A 24,740-nucleotide genomic window follows, 5' to 3' on the forward strand; every position below is an offset into this window, starting at 1 on the left:
TTTTATCTTTCGTTTACCAATCGGCCATTCTCCATGGTTATGATTCTTCCACAGCGTTTCGCCCATTTTGGGTTATCGCTCACAATTACCAAAGCCCATCCATTTACGGGATCAGTGAGGAAATCCATTATTCTTTCGGATTCTTTTTCTCCAAATTGATCCAAGGGATCTTTCAATACCAACATCCTGGGCCTGTTCACGATACTCCTTGCCAAAACTATTTTCTTGGAAATGGTATAGGGAATTTGCCTTCCTTCAGGATAGAGTATGGTTTTTAGCCCTTGTGGCTGTTCCTTCACAAACTGGGTCAATCCCGTATTCTCCAAAGCCCAATACACATCCTCTTGGGGTATGCTCTTGTTTCCAAAGGTAATGTTGTCCAAAATGGTTCCCTCAAAAGGGGATTCCTCGGTCAGGGATTGCCCCAGATTTGCCCGATAATGGTTAAGGTTCAACCCCTGAAGTGCCACATTGTTGACAAAAACCCTGCCCTGATCGGGTTCCAAAATACCTGCAATGAGCCGTAGCAGGGTAGATTTTCCTGACCCGCTGGGCCCTTGCAATAAAATGATGCAGCTCGGGGTTATGGTCAACGAGACATTATCAATGATCTTTTTGTCCCTGTCAGGAACTTTATAGGTCACATCTTTCAGTTCGACCGTGAACCCTTCCCCATCTTTAAATGGAATTTCACCATCTTGTGGCTCCAATTCTTTATCGACCACCTGGCCCAATTTTTCCAGGGAAGTCAACAGGTCGTAAAAAGTCTCCAGTCCCAAAATCAGTTTTTCAACAGAGCTGATAACCAAGAGAATGATGATTTCCGCTGCGACAAACTGCCCGATGTTCATTTCTTGGTTAAGCACCAAAAGTCCTCCTATCAGCAATAATCCCGCAGTGACCAGCACCTTGAACCCAATCATTTGTATGAACTGAAGTACCAACACCTTGAAGTGACTTTCCCGAGCATCAAGATATTTGGCTACCAGGGTATCGTTCTTGTCAAGGGCGTGCGAGGTTCTACCGGAGAGTTTAAAGCTAACTATGGACCTTGCGATTTCCTGGATCCAGTGGGCCACTTTGTATTTGTTCTTGGACTCTTCCAAACTGGTCTCCAACCCGCGTTGTGCGGTAAACTTGAACACAACATAGATCAACAATAGCAACAGCAGTCCATATATTATGAAGAATGGATGGTAAAATGACAACAGCAAAAGTCCGAACACTATTTGTAAGAGTGCCGCCGGAAAGTCAATCAGAATCTTGGAAAGTCCCTTTTGAATGGTCAAAGTATCAAAAAAACGATTGGCCAGCTCCGGCGGATAGTAATTGCGCAGCTCGCTCATCTTTATTTTTGGGAAGCGATAGGCAAACTCAAACGAAGATCTTGTGAATATCTTTTGCTGTACATTTTCTATAATCCGTATCTGCATCAATTGAAGCCCCCCAACAAAGGCGACTCCCAAGGTTACAAAAATTACCAGCACTACCCAGGAGGTGCTCACTTGGGCCCCTTGGATCAAATTGATGATCGCCTGTATTCCCAGAGGTAGGGAGAGGTTTACCAAGCCCGCAAAGATGGCGTAATAAAATACTTGGAGAATATCCTTTTTGTCCAAAGCCAGCAATCCCATAAGGCGTTGCCAGGCCGTGAGTATAGTTTTTGTCATTTATGCGATATTAAGGGTTCTGGAAACCAGGTCCATGAAATATTGTGTTGGGGTTATATTGTGGTCACAGTCCGTAAGCATGGGAAAGTGCTCCTTTAAAAAATACTGGTGCAGTGATCCTTCCAAAATGGAACTTGCCAAACTTGAGGGATAGGGATACTCCCCATCGACCTCCACAATCATATCGCTCAGCCGCTGGACCAGTCTTTTGTATATCTCAAAATACCCCTCCTTATTTTCTTGGTCTACCACTTTGGTCAGATACGATTTGGAGTATTCGTTGATCACTATCTCATTCAACTTAACCTCATCAATATGCGAAAAAGAAATATCCTTTTCCACGGTTTGGGTAAGAATTTCAAGCGCCCTTTCCAGTTTCTCAACTTTGTTTGCAATGCCATTGGTGGCAAACACCACTTTATATTCCATCCAACCCCAATACCATGAGGTCAAATAGAGGAGCAATTTGTGCTTGTTTTCAAAATACCTATAAATGGAGCTTTCGTTGGATCCGATGCGTTCCCCCAGTTTTCTGAAGGTGAAGCTTTCAAAGCCCATTTTATTGATCATAATAATACTTTGCTCCACAATACGCTTTCCCAGATCTGAAGATTCGGGATCCTTTACATAGATCTTTTCATTTATTCCTATGCGCAAAGACTGCATCAAACGCTCCATAGCCAAACAATTTTTGATTTAATCAGGTCAAATATAACAGTATTACTATCATATATTGATAGTTTAACTAGTTTTTAACAATAGTATTACTTTTTCACAAGCGATTAATGCTTATATTGGTTAAGTTCAAATCAATAAGGCTATGAAAAGAAAATTACTTTTGGTTTTGATGCCGCTCTTCACCTATACTATATATGCCCAAGAGTCGCCTCAACGGATATCCATAGAAAGCTTTTCCCAAAGTCGGGGCGACGCTGAAGAATCGCAGCTTTTGGAAGTGCCGCATTCCCAAATTGTGGTGATGAACAACTCCCTGCAAACCTCTTCAGGTTTTGGGATGACCCTTAACCTATATGGCAGCGTGGTTGTGGTAGATCAAATGGAGCGGATGCCCGATGGAACCACGCAACTGGTGCTGCGCCGCGAGGATGGAAAGGACTTTTATGGTTTTAAACCGACCATCCGTGCCATTTTGAGCCCAAACCCACAACCTGTCTCGGAAACAGTTGTACAGGAGTAGGAGTCAAATTTTGCACGTTGACGTGGTTCTTTCTTTAAAAATATGCATAGCTATCCCTTTCCCATTTGGGTTGGGGGCTAAACATGCTATGTACCAATGCCCTCCACAGCTTATCGGGGTACAAGCCCACATGAAATATTAATTTATTTAATGTTATAGATAATTAATATAAATAAAAATATATGTAAAAATAATTTCAATTTTGCTGCAAAGTTTTAACTATGGATAGAATTACAATAGCAAAAGGGGACGGAATCGGTCCCGAAATCATGGATGCCACCCTAAAAATACTGAAGGCGGCCGGAGCCCAATTGGAAATCGACGAGATTCAGGTCGGGGAAAGCGTTTATCTTCAAGGGAATACCTCGGGTATATCCAAGGATTCCTGGGATGTTATCCGCAGGAACAAAGTCTTTTTGAAAGCTCCCATTACCACTCCCCAGGGAGGTGGCTATAAAAGTCTCAACGTGACCACCCGAAAATCCTTGGGTCTGTTCGCCAACGTTAGGCCATGTCGCAGCATCCACCCCTTTGTCAAAACCAAACATCCCAAAATGGATGTGGTCATAATAAGGGAAAATGAGGAGGACCTCTACGCCGGAATAGAGCATCAGCAAACAGACGAAGTGGTACAATGCCTCAAACTTATCAGCCGACCGGGCTGTGAGAAAATAGTTCGCTATGCTTTTGAATATGCCAAAGGATATGGAAGAAAAAAAGTGACCTGCTTCACAAAGGACAACATCATGAAGCAGACCGATGGGCTATTTCATCAGGTTTTCGATGAAATTGCCAAAGAATATCCAGAGATTGAAAACGAACATTGGATTGTGGATATAGGCGCAGCCAAGCTGGCCGATACCCCTGAAACTTTTGACGTGATCGTGATGCCCAACCTTTATGGCGACGTGCTATCGGACGTGGCGGCCCAGATTACCGGTTCAGTTGGCTTGGCCGGTTCTGCCAATATTGGTGAAAGCTGCGCCATGTTTGAGGCCATTCACGGTTCGGCCCCACGAAGAGCGGGTCAAAACCTGGCCAATCCTTCAGGTCTGCTCCAAGGAGCCATAATGATGCTGAACCACCTAGGACAGAACAAAGTGGCCGAAAAAGTCGAGAACGCTTGGCTAAAGACCATGGAGGATGGAATCCATACCTATGATATTTATGATGAGGCCACGAGCAGCAAGAAGGTGGGCACCTCAGAGTTCGCCGATGCCGTGATAGCCAATTTGGGCATGGAACCCAAAACGCTGAACAAGGTCAAGTATGAGAACAACCCCCCCATTAGCGTGCCAAAGGCAGTTAGGAAGCAACGCAGTGATAAACAACTTAGGGGCGTAGACCTTTTTGTGGATTGGTCCGGAGAAAATCCCAACGAAATTGCATCCAAGTTGCAACAGATAGAGACCGAAGACCTAAAGTTACAGGTAATCACAAACCGAGGTGTCAAGGTTTGGCCCAACGGTTTTGAGGAAACCTTTTGTACGGACCATTGGCGCTGCCGTTTCATCGCTTTGGAAGATGGAATCCGTCCATCAAAGGCCGATATACCACAATTGTTGCAAAATGCAATAGCGACCGAGCTTGATGTGATCAAGACCGAAAACTTATACTTCTTTAATGGAAAACAAGCTTTTTCAATGGCTCAGGGGCAGTAAAACCAATATACTGCCCCAAACCAACAAGCCGTCAGCAGCTCATCCCAAATTTGAAGTTAGCTTGGTAGAAGGTGAATTTGAACCAGCAGAATCCGCAGAGGTTCTGCTGTCCCTTCTCAATTACAAGATGAAATTTCATCAAGTCAGGCTGTTGAACCTCAAGGAAACCGGCAACAACGATCTTGAGTTATCCCAAAAACGCATAGACACTTTGAAAGCCGCCAAGCAGGAAGTAACCAGATTGGTCTTGGAGGCCCGCAACAAGGGTTGGAACCTCCAGATAAACAGCACCATCAAAATTACGCCCAAGAAACCGTAAAAGGTACCCTTAGTAGTTGTGCACCCAGGCAAAATTGGCTTTAATTATTTCCTCCTTAGTGGCATTAACATGATCCAAAAGGGCAAGTGCGACCGGAGACAGTTTTTTGTTTTGGAGCCAGACCAGATTCCAGGTGGTAATCACAGGAAGGTCCTTTAAGGGCATTATTTTAAGATCCCCCTTCCTCAGTTCGTTGTTCACCCCGATCAAGGGCATAATGGAGCAACCCAGCCCCGCTATCACCGCCTGTTTAACGGCCTCGTTGGAGGTAAGCTCAATTTTTTTTGTGACTGTAATATTCCTCTGGGCAAGATAGGTTTCCATGGCGGCCCGGGTAGCAGATCCCTTTTCCCGAAAAATCAATGGTGTATCTTTTGAAAAAGCGCTTTTGCTCAATTTGACCTTGCCAAAATATTTGGGATTGCCCACCAAATGAAGAATGTTCTTCATAAGGCTAACTTTGTTCAAATTCAAATGCTGTGGCAATACACTCACCAGTGCAAAATCCACCAGATTTTCTTCCAGGCTTTCCACTACCTGAGCTTTGTTGGTAACATCCATCATCAAATCCACCCCTGGATTGTCTCGCATAAAACTGGAAAGAAAGTAGGGCATAACATACTTTCCGGTGGAGACCACGGATATTTTCAACCGTCCAGCCAACTCACCTTGGTACGCCATCAGCTTGTAGTTGATACTGTCCACCTCCCGTAGAATCCGTCTTGCGGTATCCGCAATTTCCTCTCCAAAATCGGTGATGAAAAGTTGTCTTCCCACTACCTCGGTCAATGGGATCGGGAACTGATTTTGAAAATTTTTCAGCTGAATTGACACGGCGGGCTGGGTTAGGTGAAGCTCCTCCGAAGCCTTCGTAATGCTCTGTTTTTCAACTATTTTAAGAAAAATACGGAGTTGGTTTAATGTATAATTCATAAATATTTATAATATAAAACATAATAAATATAAATAAAATTATATAAATAATTTACCAGAGATTTGCAGAAAATATCAATCATGGCTGAAAAAGTAATACAAGATTCCAGGCTTTCGCTGGATAAGGAGAAAACAAAAAATCCAGAGCGCTACTATCCGCTATACTTTACCCTAATGGGTTTTATGTTCGGGTTTGTGCTACTGCTCTCCGCGCTTAATAATTATCTGTTCTTTGGATGGCTCTGTATCTCAATGGCCATAGTTTTCGGACTGATGTTCATACATCTAATGGGCAAAAATCAAGTTAAAAGATCATATTAATAAATCAATATCATGGAAACAATAATAGCAACAAAACAAAAAATCCAATTGGTGGATGGCAGCTTCACGCCTTCCGAGGCAAACGACGTGATCCAGGCCCTGCTCGATGAGAAGATCAACTTTCACAAACTCCAGCGCCTATCGTGGTGCGAGGGCAACAAAAATGCCAACACCAAATTTCCTGATGAAAGGATAAAGGAACTTGAAAGAGAAAAGAAAATTGCAAAGGATTTCATCAACAGCGTTAGAGAGGAAGGAAAAAGACTCCGAATTGATGGAATTCTGAAAATAACCTTAGAAGACTAATTAATGGATCTTCACCTGTTGGTGGATAACCTTACCAACCCAGCTTTGCTGTTTTTCTTTCTGGGGATTTTTGCGGTACAGGTTAAGAGCGATCTGGAAATTCCACAGAACTCGTCAAAGTTCATCTCTCTTTACCTTCTTTTTGCCATTGGCTTCAAAGGGGGTTTGGAGCTGTCCCACAGCCAATTTAATATGGAGATTGTATGGTCTCTAGTATTTGGGGTGGTCTTGGCAATTTCCATTCCCATTTTTGCCTACTTTATTCTAAGGCGTAAGTTTAGTGTTGAGAATTCCGGGGCCATTGCAGCGGCCTACGGATCGGTAAGCGCGGTCACTTTTGTGACCGCGATTTCGTTTCTGGAAATGGAAAAGATTGACTTTGGAGGACATATGGTCGCCGTAATGGCACTGATGGAAGCCCCTTCCATAATCGTTGGCGTACTGCTCATGAACCTCTTCAGAAAAGACAAGAAAGAAAAAGGAAAGCTCTCCAAAGTGCTGCACCACTCCATTACCAATGGCAGTGTGTTGCTCATATTGGGCAGTTTGGTAATTGGTTTTCTGGCCAGCGATCAACAAGCAGAGGGCATTAAACCCTTCACCACCGATATTTTTAAGGGCTTTTTGGCCGTTTTCCTGTTGGATATGGGCATTACGAGTGGCAAAAAACTTGCCGATTTCATTAAAAAGGGATGGTTTGCCATGGTTTTCTCCATTGGTCTTCCCATCATCAACGGATGTTTTGTGGCATGGTTCAGCCAGTTCATTACCGACAGCATTGGCAATCGATTCCTGTTCGCCATCCTGGCCGCCAGCGCTTCCTATATTGCCGTACCGGCAGCCATGAGGATTGCCGCCCCAAAAGCCAATCCCAGTCTCTATTTGCCCATGGCGCTTGGGGTCACCTTCCCCTTTAACATCACATTGGGGATGCCCCTGTACCTGGTAATCATACAGTGGTTCTGATTTTACCTATTTTTGATGAAAACAAGAACCTATGGAAAAACATCGCTGCGGTTGGTGCGCTGGAGACTCCCTCTATGAAGCCTACCATGATCTGGAATGGGGTGTACCTGTAAAGGACGATTCCACACTTTTTGAGTTCCTGGTCCTGGAGACCTTTCAAGCCGGATTGAGTTGGATAACCATATTGAGAAAACGGGAAAACTTTAGGCGAGCCTTCGATGGTTTTGATTTTAAAAAGATTGCGGGCTATGGCGAAGACAAGATTGTTGATTTACTGGGAGATCCCGGTATTGTCAGAAACAAATTGAAGGTTCGCGCCACGGTTTCCAATGCACGTGCCTTCATGGATGTCCAAAAAGAATTCGGAAGCTTCAGCGATTATATTTGGGGTTTTGTGGATGGCAGGCCCATAAAGAATAACTGGAAAAATTATAAGCATGCCCCTGCAACGACTCCCCTGTCAGATGCCATAAGTAAAGACCTAAAAAAGCGGGGGTTCAAATTTGTTGGCAGCACAGTAATCTATGCCCACATGCAGGCCACTGGCATGGTAAACGACCACGAAACAAGATGTTTTAGGTATCATGAAGTCTAGCCCTCTTTCTTTTCTATTATGCTGTATGCCTCTCGTTTTGTTCTCACAGAACAAATTCGAACAGGAAATAAGCATTGCAATGTCCGATTTTCCAGAAAAAGCCCTGGCTTTGGTCAACCCTTATTTTGAAAGTGCAAAAAGGATTCGATTCTATCGCGAAGTGGACAGTCTAAAAACCAGTTATGAAGTAAAGTTCAAAAAGGATAGACTTTATTATAGCGTCGAGTTCAGCGATGACGGCACATTGGAGGATGTGGAGTTCATAATCAAAAAGAACGATGTGCCAGAAGAGAGCTGGGACCGTATCACCCAGCAGCTTAATGATACGTTTGAAAAAGTAAAAATCAAGAAAATACAGCAACAGTACCCATTGCTGGAAGCTCCCCCAAAGCAACGGATCAAGGACGCTTTTCAAAATCTTATTTTGCCAGATATCCATTATGAAATCATTTTTTCAGCAAAAAAGGATAGTCGATTCATGTCCTACGAAGGTCTGTTTCATGCCAACGGCAAATTATTGAAGCTCAGAAAATCACTAAATCCGGGTTATGACCATCTCCTCTACTAGTTGGTCCACTTTGTTACTGTCCTGTTTATGGTCTACCCTGTTTTTTGGACAACGGAACTTTACTTCGTATTGGCAGCCCCAAGTGGCGATCAACTATCCCGTGAGCCAGAACTACTCCCATAATTTTGCACTGATCCACCGGATGTTCTTGGTGGATGAGGGTGTGACCAAATTTCGGGGGAGACAACTCGATTTGGCCCACTTTTCCAACTTGGATTTAAGGGAAAATCAAAGCCTGGCACTGGGAATACAATATCGGTTTAGGGATGTGTTTGAGAACAATGAAAATGAGTTAAGGTTTACCCAACAATACAACGTTACCCACAAACCCTTGGTGGTACGCCTTGGACACCGGTTTAGGGCCGAACAACGGATTATTGGTCCATCCACGATCCACCGTTTTCGGTATCGGTTCGCAACGGATTTTCCGCTACAAGGAGAAAAGCTTGATTTGGGGGAACCCTTTTTGGCGTGCAGCCTTGAAAAACTGTTGAGTGCGGCCAAAAGTGAACAGCCAGAATATGATGTTCGCTTGAACGCCCAAATTGGCTGGCGTCTGGATAAGGGACTGAATCTTCAAATGGGGATAGAGTATCGATTGGAAGACTATGGTGCACAAAATCCAGATAACGTGCTGTTCTTCCTGACCAGTGCCCAATGGTCCCTAAAATAAAATATATTGTTGATTTTCAATGTGTTGAACAAAAAATCAAGCTTAATTTTTATAATCACATGGAAATTTCTCTATCTTTCTGGAATCAACACAAACTAACTTGATTTACTGACATGGGAGTACTTACACTTATTTCCTTCACGGGATTCACACTATTTGTGGCCGTTGTGGCCTGGTATGCCACTCGTAAAACCGATGAAAAATCAGCGGATGGATATTATTTGGGAGGGCGCTCCCTTGGCGCAGTGACAATTGCAGGCTCCCTGTTGTTGACCAATTTATCCGCTGAGCAGATTGTGGGCCTTAACGGACAGGCCTTTTCAGAAGGTCTCATGGTAATGGCCTGGGAAACATTGGCAGCAATCGCCATGGTATTTACCGCGATTTTCCTGCTTCCCAAATACATGAAAAAGGGAATCACTACCATTCCAGAATTTATAGAAAATAGATTCGATAAGCAGACCAAAGCGCTGCTTTCCATATTGTTCCTTTTTGCCTATGGTGTGGTACTTTTGCCAACCATATTGTATTCAGGTTCCCTGGCTTTCAGTACCATGTTCGATTTGCCCGAAGTGTTGGGAATGACTCCTTGGACAGTGATTTGGATATGTGTTTGGTCCATTGGCCTTATCGGTATGGTCTATGCCATTTTCGGAGGATTGAAGGCGGTTGCGGTATCCGATTTGATCAATGCGATCGGCCTGCTCGTGGGCGGCCTTTTGATCCCGGTTTTCGGACTCATGCTTATTGGGGATGGAAGTTTTTCAAAAGGCCTCAACATCTTGTGGGAAACAAATCCAGATAAATTTGTCATGAAGGGTGCTGTGGATTCATCCATACCATTCGGCACCGTTTTTACTGGAATGATGCTCGCACAGGTGTATTATTGGGGCACCAACCAGTCTATTTTGCAACGTGTTTTTGGCGCAAAAAGTTTAAAAGAAGGACAAAAGGGAATGCTCTTGGCCGGTTTTGTCAAATTCCTTATTCCCATTATCGTTGTGGTTCCAGGTATAATCTCTTGGCATGTTTTCAGTGGACAATTGGATAATCCCGATCAAGCATATCCGGCCCTGGTGGCCAAAGTGCTACCAGCCAGTTTAACAGGGTTCTTTGCCGCGGTCCTTTTTGGTGCCGTCCTTAGTTCCTTCAACAGTTTGCTGAACAGCAGCGCCACGCTGTTTGGCTTCGACCTTTACAAATTCTTCTTCAAAAAAGATGCTTCCGACATGGAGACCGTAAAGGCAGGAAAACGTTTTGGACTTGGCCTGGGTATTGTTTCCATGATCATAGCACCCTTTATTGCCAATGCCCCGGATGGGCTTTTCAGTTATATTCAGCAATCGTTGGGAAGTTTAAGTGTGCCCATTTTGGCCGTGGTGATGACAGGAATCTTGACCAAAAAAGTTCCTGCGCTTGGTGCCAAGGTGGTCATGATTGGTGGAGTGCTCCTGTACCTGATCAGCTTGCTCATTTTAGAGCCCAGCTTTAGGGAAAGTGCCGTTGAACTGGCCCAAGCCCAAGGTATAACCGATGCGGCCCAACTCAGCATCATTAAGGCAGAAGCTTACCCACACTATCTCCATGTGATGGGCATCTTGTTCGTTTTCAATATTTTGGTGATGCTGCTTTTCGGAAAGATAAAGCCCAAAAAAGAAATCACCAAGGAGGAGAGTACGGATGTAATCGACATTACCCCGTGGAAATATGCCTTTGTCATTGGCGCTTTCATTTCAATTTTGGTAATTAGCACATATTTTGTCTTCTCTTAATCAGCCGAAGCAGCTTGATGAATAAAAAATGGTGGAAAGAGAGCGTGGTGTATCAGATATACCCACGTTCGTTCATGGATACAACAGGAAATGGAGTGGGGGATATCCAAGGAATCCTCAAAAAACTGGATTATATAAAATCCCTCGGGGTTGATGTGATATGGCTTTGCCCTATCTATGAATCCCCAAATGATGACAATGGCTATGACATTAGCCACTACAGAAAGATTTCTGAGGATTTTGGCGGTCAGGCCGCATTTGATGTCCTTTTGGAACAAATGCACCAAAAAGGACTCAAGCTAGTCATGGATCTTGTGGCGAACCATACCTCGGATGAGCATCATTGGTTTCAAGAGGCAAAAAAATCAAAGGACAGTCCCTTTAGGGACTATTACATTTGGAGGGATGGGAGAAATGGTGGGCCGCCCAACAACTGGACCTCCTTTTTCAGTGGCAGTGCCTGGCAATATGATGACACCACCAAACAATACTATCTCCATTATTTTACCAAAAAACAACCCGACCTGAACTGGGATAATCCCAAGGTGAGAAAGGAAATTTTTGATGTGGTGGAATACTGGTTCAAAAAGGGGGTGGATGGCTTCCGGATGGATGTGATCTCCTTGATCTCCAAACCGGATGGGCTGCCCGACACCACCTTTGAAAAATTTCAGGATACCATTGTCCATAACTATGCCAACGGACCAAAAATTCATCAATACCTACGGGAGATGAACCAAGAAGTACTTTCCAAATATGATATAATGACCGTAGGGGAAGGTCCGGGAATCGATTTAAAAAATGGGCCATTGTATGTGGGCGAGGATCGAAAGGAGCTGGATATGGTGTTTCACTTTGACCATATGTTCATAGATTGCGGAATTGGTGGAAAGTATGATCCGCAGCCTTTCACACTTAATCAATTCAAAAAAGTTTTTACGCAATGGGATGAAGCACTGAAACATGGCGGCTGGGGTAGTATCTTTCTGGGAAATCATGACTTTTCGCGTATGGTCTCCAGGTTTGGTGATGATGGCGAGTATCATAGGGAGTCAGCAAAGTTGCTGGCAACACTTTTATTGACCATGAGGGGGACAGTGTATGTTTATCAAGGGGATGAAATTGGCATGACAAATGTGGCCTACCCGAATATTTCCGATTACAATGACGTGGAAACCCTAAACGCATGGAAAGAAGCTGAACAGAACGGTCAGAACATGAATGCATTTATGTCCATTGTACATTCACAGAGCCGGGACAATGCCCGGACTCCTGTGCAATGGAACGATAAAAAAAATGCCGGATTCAGTACAGGAACCCCTTGGTTAAGGGTGAACCCGAACTACACCCGCATCAATGTGGCCCAGCAAGAAGAGGACCCAAGTTCCATTTTGAACTTTTATCGGGAAATGATCGCTTTTAGAAAAGCCAATCCAACCCTGGTTTACGGTGACTACGAGTGCCTGGATGGCGAACATCCCCAACTCTATGTATATCGGCGCTGGGATGAAGAGGGAGACTTTCTCATTTTGCATAATTTTGGCGATGCCCCCCAAACCTTCGACACGGATTTGCCGGAAGAGGAATACGCGCTGATCAAATCCAACAGTGATACCTTTGCGTCGGAAAAATTCAGCTTGGGCGCATGGCAGAGCAAAATTCTAAAACGATCATGACCTAGGTCTTCAAAATTTCCAAAAACTTTTTTCTTGGAATATCCTCCGCACCAAGACTTTCCAAATGTGTGGTGTACACTTGGCAATCAATCAAACGATATCTTTTTTTACCAAGTTCCTGCGCCAATTTGATGAAAGCGAACTTGGATGCATTTGGAACAAGGCTGAACATACTTTCCCCGCAGAAAATGTGGCCCAGATCCACCCCGTAGAGCCCGCCTACGAGTTTCCGATTATCCCATACTTCATAAGATCTGGCGTATCCCTTTTTGAAAAGTTCGGAATAGGCCAATTTCATTTTTTCCGTGATCCAGGTTCCTTGCTGACCTTTGCGCTCTGCGAGGGAACAGGCCTCCACCACCGCTTCAAAACAGGTGTTCTGTGTCAGTTCAAACCGCTTATCGCGCATCACTTTGCACATGCTTTTTGATATTTTTATCTTTTCCGGGAAGAGCACCATCCGAGGATCTGGACTCCACCATAGAATCAAGGCATCTTCAGTGAACCAAGGAAAAATGCCGCTTTTGTATGCGAGCAATAAGCGTTCCGTGGACAAATCCCCACCCACCGCCAAAAGACCGTCTTGATTGGCCTGGTCCGCAGGAGGAAATTCCAATCGTTCTCCCAAAAAATGAAGTGGAAATTTATTTCCTGTATTTTCCAAGGGCAATTTTTGACAAAAATACGAACAGTGCTAAAAAATTAGAAGACCCACTACGTAAATTAAGCTGCCTATCACCATGAAAATTAGGGTGTAGGGCAATATTTCCTTGGCCTTCAGTTTAGTGATGCCCAATAATGGAAGTGCCCAGAAGGGCTGGAGCATATTTGTGACCTGATCCCCATAGGCCAAGGCCATGACCGCCTTGGGCAGAGGAACTCCCAATTGCATGGCCGACTCCAGAACCAAAGGTCCCTGCACGGCCCATTGCCCTCCTCCACTGGGAACAAAAATATTGACCAATCCGGCGCTAAAAAAGGTAAAAATGGGCAGGGTGGTAGGTGAGCTAACAGAAACAAAGAAATCGGAAATGGCAGTGATCATGCCACTGCCCGCCATGATGCCCATGATGCCAAAATACAATGGAAATTGAATCAGGATTCCTGCCACGTCCCCAATCGCCTCCTCCACGGCCCCAAGAAAACTCCTGAAACTACCATGAAGCACAATGGCCAATCCCAGCATAAAAAAATTGAGCATGTTGGGTGTAACGTTCAAGGATTTGAGATCTGGTATATATTGGATCAGGAAGGCTGTGAGTATCAAAAGGCCGAATACTGTTGAAAGCCATCTTGAACGGTCCAGTTTTTCGGCTCCACTTACATTCTTTTTTCCGTCAAAAGTTTTGAATCTGTATTGGGGCAAATCGATGTTAGTAGCATCTGTCTTTTTACCCAAATAGTAGGCCACAAGCACTATTGAGATTCCCACCGCAGCAAAAAGCATGAGGTTCCAATAACTGAAAATGGTGAGCGAAGTGGAAATCGCATCGGGAAGTTTGTCCAAAAATCCCTCCTGGGAAACTCCCTCCATGAGCGAAGCCAAATGGCCCTGCTCCGAAACCTTTATGGGTGCCGAGCCGCTGATCCCCCCATGCCAGACCATCAAGCCGGCGTAACCACAGGCTCCGATAAGCGGATAGTTAATCGGAATGTTATGCTCTTTTGCATATTCCCCCACCTTTCTGGCCAGAATGGCCCCAAAAATAAGTCCAAGCCCCCAATTGAAAAAAGCGACCAACGTAGTGGGCAGGGCAACCAATAGGGCTGCATTGCTGGAATTGGTCACCAGCCTCGTAATTCTCTGGATAAGAATTTCCATGGGACGGCTTAGGACAAGAACATGGCCCAAAACCAGAATGAGCATCATCTGGTAGGCGAAAACCAAGAGGCCATTGTTCCATATACCATGTTCCCAAAGGGACATAATGGCAAAAAAATGGTTGTCCTCCGATGTGTTTTCTGTAAAAACCAACGCCATTGCCATGGTGACAATGGTGAGTAGAATGGCAATGGTGAACGGGCTGGGTAAAAACCTACCAAAAAGTTGCTCTATGGCCCTGGTAACGCCCAAAACGGATTAGAATGGGAGGTCGTCGTGCTCTTCTTCGTTCAAATCATCCACCGGTTCAAAGGCTTCCATGGGTGGTACCGGAGGCATGTTCTGTTCTCCTTGGGCCGCCTCAATATTTTCAATGCGCCATCCTTGAATTGAATTGAAATACTTGGTTTCCCCTTGTGGGTTCACCCATTCCCTACCCCTTAAATTGATGCTCACCTTTACTTGCTGTCCAACCTGATAATTGTTCAACAAATCGCATTTATCCTGAACAAACTCCACCAAAATATGCTGGGGATACTGCTCTTCCGTAGTAACGACCATTTCTCTTTTTCTGAAACCATTGTTCCCGAAGGTTTTGGTTTCATCTATCATTTTGATTCTTCCCTGAACTTCCATGAAAGGCATTTTTTTATGAGCCTCAAATGTACACAAAATGAGTCCCAATATCCAGGTTGGGGTAAAGGAAGTATCAACATGTTTTCCATTTTCCGCTATCTTTATTCACAATTCTGCATAAAAATGAACTTTAGCCCCAAAAAGAAGGCTTCCTACATTGTGCTTTTGATTTCGGCCTTTGTGATCGTAAGTCTCATTTTATGGAATACCAACAGCTTTTTCAAGAAGTTCAAGGAAGAGGAGCGGTTAAAAATGGAAATCTGGGCCACGGCACAATTGGAACTCATCCAATCTTCCGTGGACCAAGAACTGGGCAACCTTACCTTGAAGGTGATGGGAAACAACACATCAACCCCCATGATTTTGGTGAACGAGGAAGGTTCCATCAAAACCCACAACATACCTGAGGAAAAAGCTGCGGACAGTGTCTATATCCAAAAAAAGATACGGCAATTTAGAAATGAGAACCAACCCATTCAAATTGTTCAGGAGGGAGAACTTCTGGAGACACTTTATTATGGCAATTCGGAGGTTTTGAACAAGCTGAAATACTATCCGCTGGCTCTATTATTGATTATTTTTCTTTTTGGGGCCGTCATTTTCTTTTTCTTTAAAACGAACAAGGCCTCGGAACAAAATAAGCTTTGGGCGGGCATGGCCAAGGAGACGGCACATCAGATTGGAACCCCCTTAACGTCGCTTTTGGGTTGGAACGAATTGTTGAAATCCGAAAACATCAACCCGGACATTCCCAAGGAGATAGAAAAGGACATCGGTCGTCTTGAGACCATTACGGAACGTTTCTCCAAAATAGGCTCCATTCCCGATCTGGAAGTGCATGACATAGTACAAGAGACCAAAAAAGCGTATGAATACCTAAAACGTAGAAGTTCCAAACTGGTGCATTTCTCGTTTAGCAGCAATATTGAGCAGCTTCCCGTGCTGCTGAACCCTCCCTTGTATAATTGGAGCATCGAAAATTTGGTAAAAAATGGCATTGATGCCATGAAGGGAAAGGGAAGTATTGGAATCCAAATCGAGAAAAAGGGCCAATTGGTGCACATCCTCGTCTCAGATACGGGGCATGGGATTCCCAAAAGTGATTTTCAGAACATCTTCAGCCCTGGGGTTACCACCAAACAAAGAGGTTGGGGATTGGGCCTATCTTTGGTCAAACGTATTGTGGAAGAATACCACAAAGGAAAAGTTAGGGTGCTTTCGTCCAATAGGGAAGGTACCATTATGCAGATTACCCTAAAATCTAATGAACAATGAACTATGGCAAAGGAAAAAAGAATTGCAATCAAGGAGGCGGACATAACCAACAACTGCCCCGAGTGTTTTAACCAAGAGCTTGAGCTCACTTTTTACCAAAAGCACACCTACAACGCACTGTTCCACAGGACCACTAACTTGGTAACCCATGAAATCCAGTGCAAAAAGTGTCATTCCATTATCTATCCGGTGAAATGGACCCCAGATATTGAACGTGTTTTTGAGTATTACAACAAGTTGGTGGAACCAGATAGGTCGTCTGTACGGTTTACTTGGTTGTTTTTTGTCCTTCTTATTTTGATGATAGCCCTTGTGGCAGCGGGAGTTTATTTATATATGGAAGGACTTATTTAAGGTGTTTCCTGATTTTTGAGGCAGTATTTTCAAACTCTTCCGGGGTCATGCTCACCTTATGCTGAAAAGTGGCATTCTGCATACTTTGTAGTGGAATCAAGTGCACGTGCACATGGGGGACCTCAAGACCTATCACGGACATCCCGACCCGTTTACAGGGAATGGCGGCTTCGATGGCCCTACCCACTTTTCTGGAAAATGCCATCAGTTTCATATAGGCTGCCTCATCCATGTCCAATATCTTGTCCACTTCCTTTTTTGGAACACAGAGCGTATGCCCTTGGGCATTGGGGTTGATATCCAAAAAAGCAAAGTTATCAGCATCCTCCGCAATTTTGTAGCAGGGAATTTCTCCGGTAATTATTTTGGTGAATATACTTGGCATGAGGCTTGGTCTACAATAAAAAATCCCGTTGATTGACGGGATTAAATATAAGGATTTTAACAGCTTCTATTCTCGTGTTATTTCCAAAATGTCCAACTTTAACTTTCCGTTGGGTACTTGAATTTCAGCTGTTTCTCCTACAGATTTTCCCAAAAGCCCCTTTCCTATCGGAGAGGTCACCGAGATTTTACCTGACTTTAAATCTGCCTCACTTTCCGCGACCAAAGTGTACTTCATTTCCATACCGTTGGCCCGGTTCTTTAGTTTTACCGTTGACAAGACCAATACCTTGGAATTGTCAAGCTGAGATTCATCAATCAATCGGGCATTGGAAAGCGTTTCCTCCAACTTGGATATTTTCATTTCCAACAGTCCTTGGGCCTCCTTGGCCGCATCATATTCCGCGTTCTCCGAAAGGTCCCCCTTGTCCCTGGCATCTGCAATGGCCTGCGAAGCCTTGGGCCGCTCCACATCTTTCAAGTGGTTGAGCTCTTCACGCAATTTCTTCAATCCCTCCTCTGTATAATAAGATACTTTGCCCATGTCGTCATTTTTAATACAAAAGCACATTGAAGGAAATAAAAAATACCCCCAATGCACCATTTAGTCGCAGATACAAAAAATCCTCAACTGCCACCACGACCTGCATGGTTTTTTGCGAGGATTTAACGCAAATATAGGTATTTTTTGCTCAACTTTGTCCAAGCAACCCTTTGAAATACATGCTATGAGCCGATTTTTTAGCTTAGTCCTACTTGTGCTTTTGTTTTCCTGTGATTCGGATAGCACCAACCGAAATCCGTTTCTTCAAGAGGTGGGTTTTCGGTTTGATCTTAACCTAAACCTGCCCCTGTACAGTGGGTTGAACAATATTGGTAATCCTGTATATGTGGGGAACAGTGGCGTGGGCACCCGAGGTGCTTTTGTGATGAAGGCCGGATTGAGCGGCAACCAGTTTGTGGCTTTTGAGGCCAGTTGCCCGAACCATGCGCCAAACAGCTGCTCGACCATGGAGATTGAAGGTCAAACCGTGGTTTGCGATTGTGAGGGATACACCTACAGCCTTTTTACCGGACAACAATTGGACCGGCCCAATGACGGCAATAGATATTACGATCTGCTCTTCTATCGTGCTACCCAAAGTGGTAATACGGTTACCATCTCCAACTGATTTCTTAGAGCTTGCCCAAAATCCTATCCATTACCCAGCTGGTATGCACTCCCGTTTTTCCTGTTGATGGGTGCATTCCCCTACCCAGCAGATGGTTTTTTATGTTTTCCACGTGGTATTGTTGAATGTGTTCGGGGTTGGGAATTTCAATGATTTGCTGACCCAAGGCGTTCTGCAACTCCAATGGTGCTTCGTCCAATACAGAAAAGTGTATTTTTCCTTTTGACCCCCTAATTTCTACCCTATCAACCCTATGGCGGGCCCCAAAATTCCAGATGCCTTTGCCCGTTACTCCATTTTCGTGCAACCAGCTACCGGAAACCGCATCGAACGCGGAATACAATCCCAGATGGTTTCTAGCAGTTCCATGGGCTTCTTTGATGTTGCCCAACAAAAAGATGAACAAATCCAGACCGTGGCTGGCCAAATCATCAAAATAACCCCCAGGGGCCACCTTTTTATCGGTTCTCCAGTTATAGTCACCACCAAGGTCCATGGTGCTTGGAGGTTTGGTCTTTTCCCAAAATATGTGTTCCACTTCGCCTATCAGCCCTTCATCCAACCACTGTTTTATTTTGAGGAACCTTGGCAATGATCTTCGATAATACGCGATAAAAAGGGGAAGATTCCGTTGCTCGAAGGCCCCTTGAATTTTCAGGCTATCCGGATAGATAGGGGACATCGGTTTTTCAATACAACATGGTTTTCCTGCCGCTGCCACTTGAAGGGCGTAATATTTATGCGAATCTGGAGGTGTTGCTATGTAGATGGCGTCTACGTTGGGGTTTTCAATTACTTCCCTGGCATCGGTGGTCCAAAGGGGTATTCTGTGCCTTTGCGCATAGTCTTTGGCCTTTTCCGCATTTCTGCGCATCACCATTTCAATCTCGAATCCCGGCACGATTTGGTAAGCGGGAACACTTTTTTTCTCTGTCACGCTCCCACAACCAATAACACCCCATCGCAAGGGATTTGTCTCCGAAAAGGAAAAAGGGGATTCCACCATAACCTAAAAGTAAAGAATCCCCTAAAATAGTACTAGCCCGCTCTAAAAATTGAACGTTGCCCCAACCAAGAAGTTGATCCCAGCCTGTGGATAAAATCCTGCACCCTCCACTGTGGTCACCGTCCCTGGATTGGAGAAATCATCATCAAATGTGAAAAAATAGCCGTTGGAAACAATGTCCGCATCAAAAATGTTGTTCACCAGCCCAGAAAGTACAATGCTCTTTATAAATGAGTTCGTCGTCCATTCATATTGAACATTGAAATCGGTCTGGGAATAGCTGTCCAAAATAGAGGCCTCTGCGTCGATATTGCCCATGAACTGTTCTCCCACAAATTTTGATAAAAGGGACAACTGTAGTTTTTGATTGGGTTGATACGTCAGGATATTTCCAGCAACAACTTGAGGGGAATAGGCAATCTTGGTATTTCCCAAATTTTGTATTTCACCATCCCTTTGAAAAATAAAATCAATATTGCGGTTATCGCTTAATGCTATATTTGGCCGAATGGCCCATTTGTCTCCCAAATCGATATTTGCATCCACTTCCAGGCCCAGTCGGTAACTGTCCCCCACATTGGCACGGAGCGGTGCCCCAACATCATTGAGCTCGCCTGTGAGCACCAACTGATCTTTGTACCGCATGTAATATACATTGGTATTCACCTGAAAACTTGGTGAGACGTAGCGCCAGCCCAACTCAAAGTCATTTAATCGTTCAGGTCTTGGATTTCCGTTCTCGTAATCGTTCCGATTGGGCTCCCGATTGGCCCTGGCGTACGAAAAATAGAGATTGTTGTTACGGTTCAAATCGAAAGTGACACCGGCTTTGGGATTGAAGAAATTGAAGGTGTCATCCACCAATCCGGTGTCCTCTCCATTGGCGCTGTAGGCGACTCCACGGTATTGCAAATCCCCGAAAAGGGACCACTTTTTGGCCAATTGGTAGTTTGCCTTCACGTAGACATTCAAATCTGTTTTTCTGGAATTGTCTTCGTAATATCTGTCACGTATTTCACTATCAGAGGCAAACTGAGCCCAAATCACCTCCCCAAAATGATCACCTTCATAAATGTTGTAGCCTCCACCTGAAATCAACTGCAGTCTGTCCTTATTATATGTTGTTGAAAAAACAAATCCATAGAAATCGTTGTCCAGCCATCTTCTTCGAATCAAATCCGTGGTATTGACTTCCTCACCATTTACGGTAATGGGTTCAAAGCCGTAGGTGGCAAAATCATCGTCTTCCCGAAACTGCTCAAAATAGCCCCGCCCCCTGGTGTAATGCAGGGCCAAGTTGGTGTTCCAATATGCATTGAGATTCTCATTCCAATGCAACTGAAAATGGTCCTGCTTATAATTGTCCTCTTCCTTGTCATAAAACTGGGTATTCCCATTTTCATCAGTGTAAATTCCTGCTGGGTTGAATGTCCTATTTGTCCGTAAAGTTTCGGCATCGATGCCAAACCAAGATTGGTAGGTGATCTCATGACCTCCAAAAAGCAAGGCCTTCACCAACGTATTTTCGTCTTTGTAGACTCCCTGAAGAAAGTAACTTTCCAATTCCGATCTTGCGCGATCAATATATCCGTCCGAGGTAATCCTTGATAACCGCCCAGACAATTCAAAATGCTCGTTGAGCAGGCCCGTACTGAACTTCACATTGTTCCGAAATGTACTGAAACTCCCTACGGATGACGATATCTGTCCGAAGGCTTCTTCTGAAAAACCGTCCGTCAAAAGGTTAAGACTGGCACCAAACGCTCCCGCACCATTGGTTGATGTTCCCACACCCCGCTGCAATTGAAGACTTTGAGTGGAGGAGGCAAAATCGGGCATATTCACCCAAAATGTACCTTGGGACTCGGCATCGTTGTACGGGATACCATTGATGGTCACGTTTACTCGTGTCGCATCGCTGCCACGGACCCTGATTCCGGTGTAGCCCACTCCGGCGCCCGCATCGGAGGTCGTAACCACTGCCGGCATGTAGTTCATTAAAATGGGGATGTCCTGTCCCAGATTTCTGATGGCGATTTCCTCATCATCCAAATTGGAAAATGTAATGGGGAACTCCTTGGTCACACGAATGGCCTGCACCAGAACCTCGTCCAGCACCACTTTTTTTCCCTGTAAAGAATCCGTTGGTTCCTCTTGTGCACTCAAACAGAGTGCCAGCCCAAACAGGGCCATAGTTGTGAATAAACTCTTCATTCGTAAAAAATGTTACGAATAAAAGGGGTCATTATTCTTGTTGATAATTGATTTTTGTTTCTAAGGAAACACAGAAATTCCAAGATGCGTTTTGCGCATTCCCTTGGCGGCATTACCCGCCCAGGTTCATTGGGTATAATCTCAGCCTTTAAAAAAAGCACCCCTTTGAGATACTACAAAAGTAGTATGTGCGAGCTTCATTTCATAATGAAAGGTGAGTTATCTTGCCAGGAGGGAAAAAAATATGGATTTCCACATACGGGCTAGGCCTGGTGCGAAGGTTTTAGCAAATCGTTCACGGTTTTTACTGGATTGAAGGTGACCAAGGGAACCTCTACAAAAATTGTGTTCCAAAAGGCCATCCCGCCGTTCCAGAGACCAGGAAGTTCCAAGGCTTTCAGTTCCTTGCCCTCTTGGGTCTTTCCAGTGATAAAACCTTGTTTGTGATCCACAAAATCAAGAAGATTATATTTTTCACCTTTATGGTTCCGCACACCACATACCAGATCTACGGGGTTAAAATGTGTTGAATTATTTAGAATTCCTACCTGTTCATCAATGGACATGTCTATTTGGGCCGATTCAATGATCTGAAGGCTGATGTTTCCATCGCCATCCTGGATCCAGAATGGACCGCCGCCAGGTTCCCCTTCGTTCTTGACCATACCACATATTCTTATGGGACGGTTTATTTTATCCCTTAAAATTGAAAGTTGACTTTCAAAGTCCAAGTTTTCGTATCTCTTCGGAAATCTTACATTGAGTTCCTGCTCCAAGAAGTTCTTTATCGCAGCGGCTTCGTTGCGGGAAAGATGATCGCTTTCAAGTTTTCTTGCGGACTCAAAAGCCTTGTCCTGGACTTTCTTCAGCACCCCCGCCAACATTTTTTTGCTATTGGCCACCTCATCCAAGTTTTGTTCTACCACCACATTGTCAATGTTCTTGATGAAAATGATGTCGGCATCCTGGTCGTTCAAGTTTTCTATCAGTGCCCCATGCCCTCCCGGACGGAACAAAATGGAGCCATCGCTGTTCTTGAAGGGTTTGTTCTCCATATCCACCGCAATGGTATCCGTAGATGGTTTCTGGTTGGAATAGGAAACTTTAAATATAGTATTAGTGGCCGAGGCTATTTTAGGGCTTACCTTGGCTTCCTCTTCCCTGAACATATCATCATGCTGTTCGGAAACCGTGAAGTGGAGATGTGCCTTCCCATCCGTTTTGGCATAAAGGGCCGCTTCCTTGAGATGCTCTTTAAAGGGCGTTGCACTTTCCATTCCATATTTGTGGAAGGGTAACAATCCCTTGGGATAAAATCCGTAGTTAAGCCCGGTCTCCATCAACATTTCTTTGACGAACAGATAGGCTTTTTCATCATCATTTCTTGCCCTTCCCTTGATTCGTTCCATGATCAAATCGTAAAACGGAAACTTGTGCATGTGCGCAGTGAACCTTTGTGCATCCTTATCCCCGGTTCTCTCGATATACTTTGAAAGTGTTTCCTTAGAGGGGTTGTAGGCCTCCACAAAGTTGAACATGGCCTTGAACATTCTGGATGCAGCACCGGAAGCCGGAACAAACTTGAGCAGGTCTAAATCTCCCCGATGTTCCTCAAAATATTGGATGAGTTCCTTTTGCTGTTGATTGGAAAACCTGAGAATGCCATCGGACACCACCGCTGCCCTTACAAGGTTTACAAAAGGAATGCCTTCTTTAAAGGTTTCAATCTGATTGGCCACTTTTTCCTTGGAAATTCCCTTTTTTTCGAGTTGTTCCAAATCTTTTGCACTTAAGTCTATCATGTTTTTGAGCAGTTTGTCAATGTATTCGATTGCTATGGAAAGCCGAGATGCCTTATCCCCCTTTAAAATAATAAAATTCCGATCATATTTCTCCAGGGTTTCCTTAAAATAGGCAAACATCCTTTCACGCTCATCGGGTTTGTCCCTAAGGTCATCTTTTTCCCAGGGAATATCAATGTAGGTGAGCAAGTATAGATGGTACTGGTTCTGCAAAGCATATTTTTCCAAAACAGGGTCGCAATGGCCCACATAGTAGGCTTCCGAATAAACTTTGGTCTCTAAAAGGTCAGTGTCGCAAATGAGTATCTTATCGGCAGACTTGGACAGGTGGTTCTCCAAGCGCATTTGACCGTAAGCTATGGGCAATAAATCCTTAGGCTCACAGGTTTTTTGTTGCCTGTCCCATTTCTGTTGAAGATATTCCCGGGCATATTCAGGGACCCATTGGGTGTTGTAGTGTTCAGCCAGTTCCTTGGCCAAGGTGGTCTTCCCTGTGGACTCCGGTCCGAACAGAACAACTTTTATGAGGTTTGAAGGCTCTTGCCCAAGTTTTTCTTCCATGCTAGATATCCCTGGATTGCCAGTATTGTGAAGATAAGGTATTGCAATGAAAACATCCCCCATCCCCTATATGCGTATAACGGAACGGTTATCAGGTCACCCAAAATCCATAGTGTCCAGTTCTCCAATTTTTTGGTGGCCATATACCACATGGCCGTGAAAAAGATGCCCGACGTAAAAATGTCCACATAATTTGTAGTTTCTATTTCGGCCCCAAACGCCTTGTAAACTCCATAGGTAATAAGTATGGTGATCAAGAAAAAAGCGAAACCTATCCACTTTTCCCGGGCATTGGTCCTGGAGATGTGAACCACCAACTCCCTGTTCTGTTTTCTCCGTGACCAGTTCCACCATCCATAAATGCTCATCACGGAAAAGTAGAAGTTCATCATCATATCGCCCAACAACCGATCTGTAAAGAAAATATAGGTGGTTATGGCCGTTGCAACCAGCCCTGTAGGGTAGACCATGATGTCTTCTTTTTTCGCATACACCACACTGGCTATACCAAAGAAAAAGGCAGTGCCCTCAAGAATAATCAGGGAAAGTTCCCTGTCCTGGTAAGGGCCAAGAAAAAACTCAAAAATGGGGTTCATAGTCGCTTCTGTCGGATTTCACGAGCTTCATGGACAGGACCACATGTTCCAAATTCTCAAACGTATCCCTGATCTGGGATTGAAGCAGTCCCATGACTTGATCATAGTCGCCATAAACCTGTGTGCTCAATGGGTTTTCCAACACGGTAAGTCCAGAGTTCCTTAATTTTTTGATGAAATTTATAATGGGTGGTTCAAAATCATCTTGAAGCGGGGTGAGGGTGAGCTCGACGGATATTTTCATGAGGCATGCTTAATTT

General features: G+C 44.4%; 27 protein-coding genes and 1 riboswitch. Of the genes, 14 read left to right on the top strand and 13 right to left on the bottom strand.

Features of this window, described 5'->3' with window-relative positions; genetic code table 11:
* Positions 1-2: 2 nt before the first annotated feature.
* Positions 3-1,670 (bottom strand): peptidase domain-containing ABC transporter, encoded by a 1,668-nt coding sequence (locus K7G75_RS01255; protein ID WP_222981957.1) that lies wholly within the window; start codon positions 1,668-1,670, stop codon positions 3-5.
* Positions 1,671-2,348: a TetR/AcrR family transcriptional regulator gene (locus tag K7G75_RS01260; protein WP_222981963.1), complete on the bottom strand. Its 678-nt coding sequence runs from the start codon at positions 2,346-2,348 to the stop codon at positions 1,671-1,673.
* A 142-nt stretch (positions 2,349-2,490) separates the two neighbouring features.
* Between K7G75_RS01260 and K7G75_RS01265 the strand changes: the two genes are divergently transcribed.
* From K7G75_RS01265 to K7G75_RS01275, 3 genes are all read left to right on the top strand, one after another.
* A complete protein-coding gene (locus tag K7G75_RS01265; RefSeq protein ID WP_222981965.1) occupies positions 2,491-2,868 on the top strand; it encodes a hypothetical protein in 378 nt (125 codons plus the stop codon).
* Positions 2,869-3,089: 221 nt separating this feature from the next.
* Entirely contained in the window at positions 3,090-4,529 is a 1,440-nt protein-coding gene (locus K7G75_RS01270; protein ID WP_222981967.1) for an NADP-dependent isocitrate dehydrogenase, read from the top strand.
* Positions 4,492-4,848 (top strand): hypothetical protein, encoded by a 357-nt coding sequence (locus tag K7G75_RS01275; protein ID WP_222981969.1) that lies wholly within the window; start codon positions 4,492-4,494, stop codon positions 4,846-4,848. The genes K7G75_RS01270 and K7G75_RS01275 overlap by 38 nt, the downstream gene beginning before the upstream one ends.
* A 9-nt stretch (positions 4,849-4,857) precedes the next feature.
* Here the strand turns inward: K7G75_RS01275 and K7G75_RS01280 are convergent, their stop codons facing one another.
* Positions 4,858-5,781 (bottom strand): LysR family transcriptional regulator, encoded by a 924-nt coding sequence (locus tag K7G75_RS01280; RefSeq protein ID WP_222981970.1) that lies wholly within the window; start codon positions 5,779-5,781, stop codon positions 4,858-4,860.
* 81 nt (positions 5,782-5,862) lie between these two features.
* Between K7G75_RS01280 and K7G75_RS01285 the strand changes: the two genes are divergently transcribed.
* The 8 genes from K7G75_RS01285 (at position 5,863) to K7G75_RS01320 (ending at position 12,658) form a co-directional block, all read left to right on the top strand.
* Positions 5,863-6,102 (top strand): hypothetical protein, encoded by a 240-nt coding sequence (locus tag K7G75_RS01285; protein WP_222981971.1) that lies wholly within the window; start codon positions 5,863-5,865, stop codon positions 6,100-6,102.
* Between the two features lie 12 nt (positions 6,103-6,114).
* On the top strand, positions 6,115-6,408 hold the full coding sequence (locus K7G75_RS01290; protein ID WP_222981972.1) for a hypothetical protein: 294 nt from the start codon (positions 6,115-6,117) through the stop codon (positions 6,406-6,408).
* A 3-nt stretch (positions 6,409-6,411) separates the two neighbouring features.
* Positions 6,412-7,374 carry a sodium-dependent bicarbonate transport family permease gene (locus tag K7G75_RS01295; protein ID WP_222981973.1) on the top strand — a complete coding sequence of 321 codons (963 nt, stop codon included), beginning with the start codon at positions 6,412-6,414 and terminating at the stop codon, positions 7,372-7,374.
* A 31-nt stretch (positions 7,375-7,405) separates the two neighbouring features.
* Positions 7,406-7,969 carry a DNA-3-methyladenine glycosylase I gene (locus K7G75_RS01300; protein WP_222981974.1) on the top strand — a complete coding sequence of 188 codons (564 nt, stop codon included), beginning with the start codon at positions 7,406-7,408 and terminating at the stop codon, positions 7,967-7,969.
* A gap of 25 nt (positions 7,970-7,994) precedes the next feature.
* The gene (locus K7G75_RS01305; protein WP_222981975.1) at positions 7,995-8,537 is read left to right on the top strand and encodes a hypothetical protein; all 543 of its coding nucleotides are present in this window, start codon (positions 7,995-7,997) and stop codon (positions 8,535-8,537) included.
* Entirely contained in the window at positions 8,518-9,210 is a 693-nt protein-coding gene (locus tag K7G75_RS01310; protein ID WP_222981976.1) for a DUF2490 domain-containing protein, read from the top strand. Before K7G75_RS01305 ends, K7G75_RS01310 begins: the two co-directional genes overlap by 20 nt.
* 113 nt (positions 9,211-9,323) lie before the next feature.
* On the top strand, positions 9,324-10,982 hold the full coding sequence (locus K7G75_RS01315; RefSeq protein WP_222981978.1) for a solute:sodium symporter family transporter: 1,659 nt from the start codon (positions 9,324-9,326) through the stop codon (positions 10,980-10,982).
* A 17-nt stretch (positions 10,983-10,999) separates the two neighbouring features.
* Positions 11,000-12,658: an alpha-glucosidase gene (locus K7G75_RS01320; RefSeq protein ID WP_222981979.1), complete on the top strand. Its 1,659-nt coding sequence runs from the start codon at positions 11,000-11,002 to the stop codon at positions 12,656-12,658.
* 1 nt (position 12,659) lies between these two features.
* Here K7G75_RS01320 and aat read toward each other — a convergent pair whose 3' ends face one another.
* The 3 genes from aat to K7G75_RS01335 are packed head-to-tail and all read right to left on the bottom strand — an operon-like array spanning position 12,660 to position 15,116.
* On the bottom strand, positions 12,660-13,328 hold the full coding sequence (gene aat / locus K7G75_RS01325; RefSeq protein ID WP_222981981.1) for a leucyl/phenylalanyl-tRNA--protein transferase: 669 nt from the start codon (positions 13,326-13,328) through the stop codon (positions 12,660-12,662).
* A gap of 24 nt (positions 13,329-13,352) precedes the next feature.
* The gene (locus tag K7G75_RS01330; RefSeq protein ID WP_222981982.1) at positions 13,353-14,732 is read right to left on the bottom strand and encodes a short-chain fatty acid transporter; all 1,380 of its coding nucleotides are present in this window, start codon (positions 14,730-14,732) and stop codon (positions 13,353-13,355) included.
* Positions 14,733-14,738: 6 nt separating this feature from the next.
* Positions 14,739-15,116, bottom strand: a complete 378-nt coding sequence (locus K7G75_RS01335) for a DUF3127 domain-containing protein (RefSeq protein WP_222981983.1) — start codon at positions 15,114-15,116, stop codon at positions 14,739-14,741.
* A 123-nt stretch (positions 15,117-15,239) separates the two neighbouring features.
* On the opposite strand from K7G75_RS01335, the gene K7G75_RS01340 reads away from it, so the two are divergent.
* On the top strand, positions 15,240-16,391 hold the full coding sequence (locus K7G75_RS01340) for a sensor histidine kinase (protein ID WP_222981984.1): 1,152 nt from the start codon (positions 15,240-15,242) through the stop codon (positions 16,389-16,391).
* Positions 16,392-16,394: 3 nt separating this feature from the next.
* Positions 16,395-16,745 (top strand): hypothetical protein, encoded by a 351-nt coding sequence (locus K7G75_RS01345; protein WP_222981985.1) that lies wholly within the window; start codon positions 16,395-16,397, stop codon positions 16,743-16,745.
* On the opposite strand, the gene K7G75_RS01350 is transcribed toward K7G75_RS01345, so the two are convergent.
* Entirely contained in the window at positions 16,738-17,130 is a 393-nt protein-coding gene (locus K7G75_RS01350) for an HIT family protein (protein ID WP_222981986.1), read from the bottom strand. The genes K7G75_RS01345 and K7G75_RS01350 overlap by 8 nt on opposite strands.
* A gap of 66 nt (positions 17,131-17,196) precedes the next feature.
* On the bottom strand, positions 17,197-17,673 hold the full coding sequence (gene greA / locus K7G75_RS01355) for a transcription elongation factor GreA (RefSeq protein WP_222981987.1): 477 nt from the start codon (positions 17,671-17,673) through the stop codon (positions 17,197-17,199).
* Positions 17,674-17,857: 184 nt separating this feature from the next.
* Between greA and K7G75_RS01360 the strand changes: the two genes are divergently transcribed.
* The gene (locus K7G75_RS01360; RefSeq protein WP_222981988.1) at positions 17,858-18,301 is read left to right on the top strand and encodes a Rieske (2Fe-2S) protein; all 444 of its coding nucleotides are present in this window, start codon (positions 17,858-17,860) and stop codon (positions 18,299-18,301) included.
* 4 nt (positions 18,302-18,305) lie between these two features.
* Here the strand turns inward: K7G75_RS01360 and K7G75_RS01365 are convergent, their stop codons facing one another.
* From K7G75_RS01365 to K7G75_RS01385, 5 genes are all read right to left on the bottom strand, one after another.
* On the bottom strand, positions 18,306-19,307 hold the full coding sequence (locus tag K7G75_RS01365; RefSeq protein ID WP_222981989.1) for a Gfo/Idh/MocA family protein: 1,002 nt from the start codon (positions 19,305-19,307) through the stop codon (positions 18,306-18,308).
* Between the two features lie 42 nt (positions 19,308-19,349).
* On the bottom strand, positions 19,350-21,521 hold the full coding sequence (locus K7G75_RS01370; protein WP_222981991.1) for a TonB-dependent receptor: 2,172 nt from the start codon (positions 21,519-21,521) through the stop codon (positions 19,350-19,352).
* 82 nt (positions 21,522-21,603) lie between these two features.
* A riboswitch (TPP riboswitch) is annotated at positions 21,604-21,696 on the bottom strand.
* An 88-nt stretch (positions 21,697-21,784) separates the two neighbouring features.
* Positions 21,785-23,884 (bottom strand): DUF4301 family protein, encoded by a 2,100-nt coding sequence (locus K7G75_RS01375; protein ID WP_222981993.1) that lies wholly within the window; start codon positions 23,882-23,884, stop codon positions 21,785-21,787.
* Positions 23,845-24,480 carry a nicotinamide riboside transporter PnuC gene (pnuC, locus tag K7G75_RS01380; protein WP_222981995.1) on the bottom strand — a complete coding sequence of 212 codons (636 nt, stop codon included), beginning with the start codon at positions 24,478-24,480 and terminating at the stop codon, positions 23,845-23,847. The genes K7G75_RS01375 and pnuC overlap by 40 nt, the downstream gene beginning before the upstream one ends.
* Positions 24,464-24,724 carry a YkoF family thiamine/hydroxymethylpyrimidine-binding protein gene (locus K7G75_RS01385; protein WP_222981997.1) on the bottom strand — a complete coding sequence of 87 codons (261 nt, stop codon included), beginning with the start codon at positions 24,722-24,724 and terminating at the stop codon, positions 24,464-24,466. The genes pnuC and K7G75_RS01385 overlap by 17 nt, the downstream gene beginning before the upstream one ends.
* Positions 24,725-24,740: the final 16 nt, after the last annotated feature.

Source organism: Flagellimonas meishanensis, from assembly GCF_019880545.1.
GTDB lineage: Bacteria > Bacteroidota > Bacteroidia > Flavobacteriales > Flavobacteriaceae > Flagellimonas > Flagellimonas meishanensis.

What these genes read in the sequence shown, in the direction of transcription:
- K7G75_RS01255 (WP_222981957.1), bottom strand. Translation starts at nt 1,670, where the DNA reads ATGACAAAAACTATACTCACGGCCTGGCAACGCCTTATGGGATTGCTG.
- K7G75_RS01260 (WP_222981963.1), bottom strand. Translation starts at nt 2,348, where the DNA reads ATGGAGCGTTTGATGCAGTCTTTGCGCATAGGAATAAATGAAAAGATC.
- K7G75_RS01265 (WP_222981965.1), top strand. Translation starts at nt 2,491, where the DNA reads ATGAAAAGAAAATTACTTTTGGTTTTGATGCCGCTCTTCACCTATACT.
- K7G75_RS01270 (WP_222981967.1), top strand. Translation starts at nt 3,090, where the DNA reads ATGGATAGAATTACAATAGCAAAAGGGGACGGAATCGGTCCCGAAATC.
- K7G75_RS01275 (WP_222981969.1), top strand. Translation starts at nt 4,492, where the DNA reads ATGGAAAACAAGCTTTTTCAATGGCTCAGGGGCAGTAAAACCAATATA.
- K7G75_RS01280 (WP_222981970.1), bottom strand. Translation starts at nt 5,781, where the DNA reads ATGAATTATACATTAAACCAACTCCGTATTTTTCTTAAAATAGTTGAA.
- K7G75_RS01285 (WP_222981971.1), top strand. Translation starts at nt 5,863, where the DNA reads ATGGCTGAAAAAGTAATACAAGATTCCAGGCTTTCGCTGGATAAGGAG.
- K7G75_RS01290 (WP_222981972.1), top strand. Translation starts at nt 6,115, where the DNA reads ATGGAAACAATAATAGCAACAAAACAAAAAATCCAATTGGTGGATGGC.
- K7G75_RS01295 (WP_222981973.1), top strand. Translation starts at nt 6,412, where the DNA reads ATGGATCTTCACCTGTTGGTGGATAACCTTACCAACCCAGCTTTGCTG.
- K7G75_RS01300 (WP_222981974.1), top strand. Translation starts at nt 7,406, where the DNA reads ATGGAAAAACATCGCTGCGGTTGGTGCGCTGGAGACTCCCTCTATGAA.
- K7G75_RS01305 (WP_222981975.1), top strand. Translation starts at nt 7,995, where the DNA reads ATGCCTCTCGTTTTGTTCTCACAGAACAAATTCGAACAGGAAATAAGC.
- K7G75_RS01310 (WP_222981976.1), top strand. Translation starts at nt 8,518, where the DNA reads ATGACCATCTCCTCTACTAGTTGGTCCACTTTGTTACTGTCCTGTTTA.
- K7G75_RS01315 (WP_222981978.1), top strand. Translation starts at nt 9,324, where the DNA reads ATGGGAGTACTTACACTTATTTCCTTCACGGGATTCACACTATTTGTG.
- K7G75_RS01320 (WP_222981979.1), top strand. Translation starts at nt 11,000, where the DNA reads ATGAATAAAAAATGGTGGAAAGAGAGCGTGGTGTATCAGATATACCCA.
- K7G75_RS01335 (WP_222981983.1), bottom strand. Translation starts at nt 15,116, where the DNA reads ATGGAAGTTCAGGGAAGAATCAAAATGATAGATGAAACCAAAACCTTC.
- K7G75_RS01340 (WP_222981984.1), top strand. Translation starts at nt 15,240, where the DNA reads ATGAACTTTAGCCCCAAAAAGAAGGCTTCCTACATTGTGCTTTTGATT.
- K7G75_RS01345 (WP_222981985.1), top strand. Translation starts at nt 16,395, where the DNA reads ATGGCAAAGGAAAAAAGAATTGCAATCAAGGAGGCGGACATAACCAAC.
- K7G75_RS01350 (WP_222981986.1), bottom strand. Translation starts at nt 17,130, where the DNA reads ATGCCAAGTATATTCACCAAAATAATTACCGGAGAAATTCCCTGCTAC.
- greA (WP_222981987.1), bottom strand. Translation starts at nt 17,673, where the DNA reads ATGGGCAAAGTATCTTATTATACAGAGGAGGGATTGAAGAAATTGCGT.
- K7G75_RS01360 (WP_222981988.1), top strand. Translation starts at nt 17,858, where the DNA reads ATGAGCCGATTTTTTAGCTTAGTCCTACTTGTGCTTTTGTTTTCCTGT.
- K7G75_RS01365 (WP_222981989.1), bottom strand. Translation starts at nt 19,307, where the DNA reads ATGGTGGAATCCCCTTTTTCCTTTTCGGAGACAAATCCCTTGCGATGG.
- K7G75_RS01370 (WP_222981991.1), bottom strand. Translation starts at nt 21,521, where the DNA reads ATGAAGAGTTTATTCACAACTATGGCCCTGTTTGGGCTGGCACTCTGT.
- K7G75_RS01375 (WP_222981993.1), bottom strand. Translation starts at nt 23,884, where the DNA reads ATGGAAGAAAAACTTGGGCAAGAGCCTTCAAACCTCATAAAAGTTGTT.
- pnuC (WP_222981995.1), bottom strand. Translation starts at nt 24,480, where the DNA reads ATGAACCCCATTTTTGAGTTTTTTCTTGGCCCTTACCAGGACAGGGAA.
- K7G75_RS01385 (WP_222981997.1), bottom strand. Translation starts at nt 24,724, where the DNA reads ATGAAAATATCCGTCGAGCTCACCCTCACCCCGCTTCAAGATGATTTT.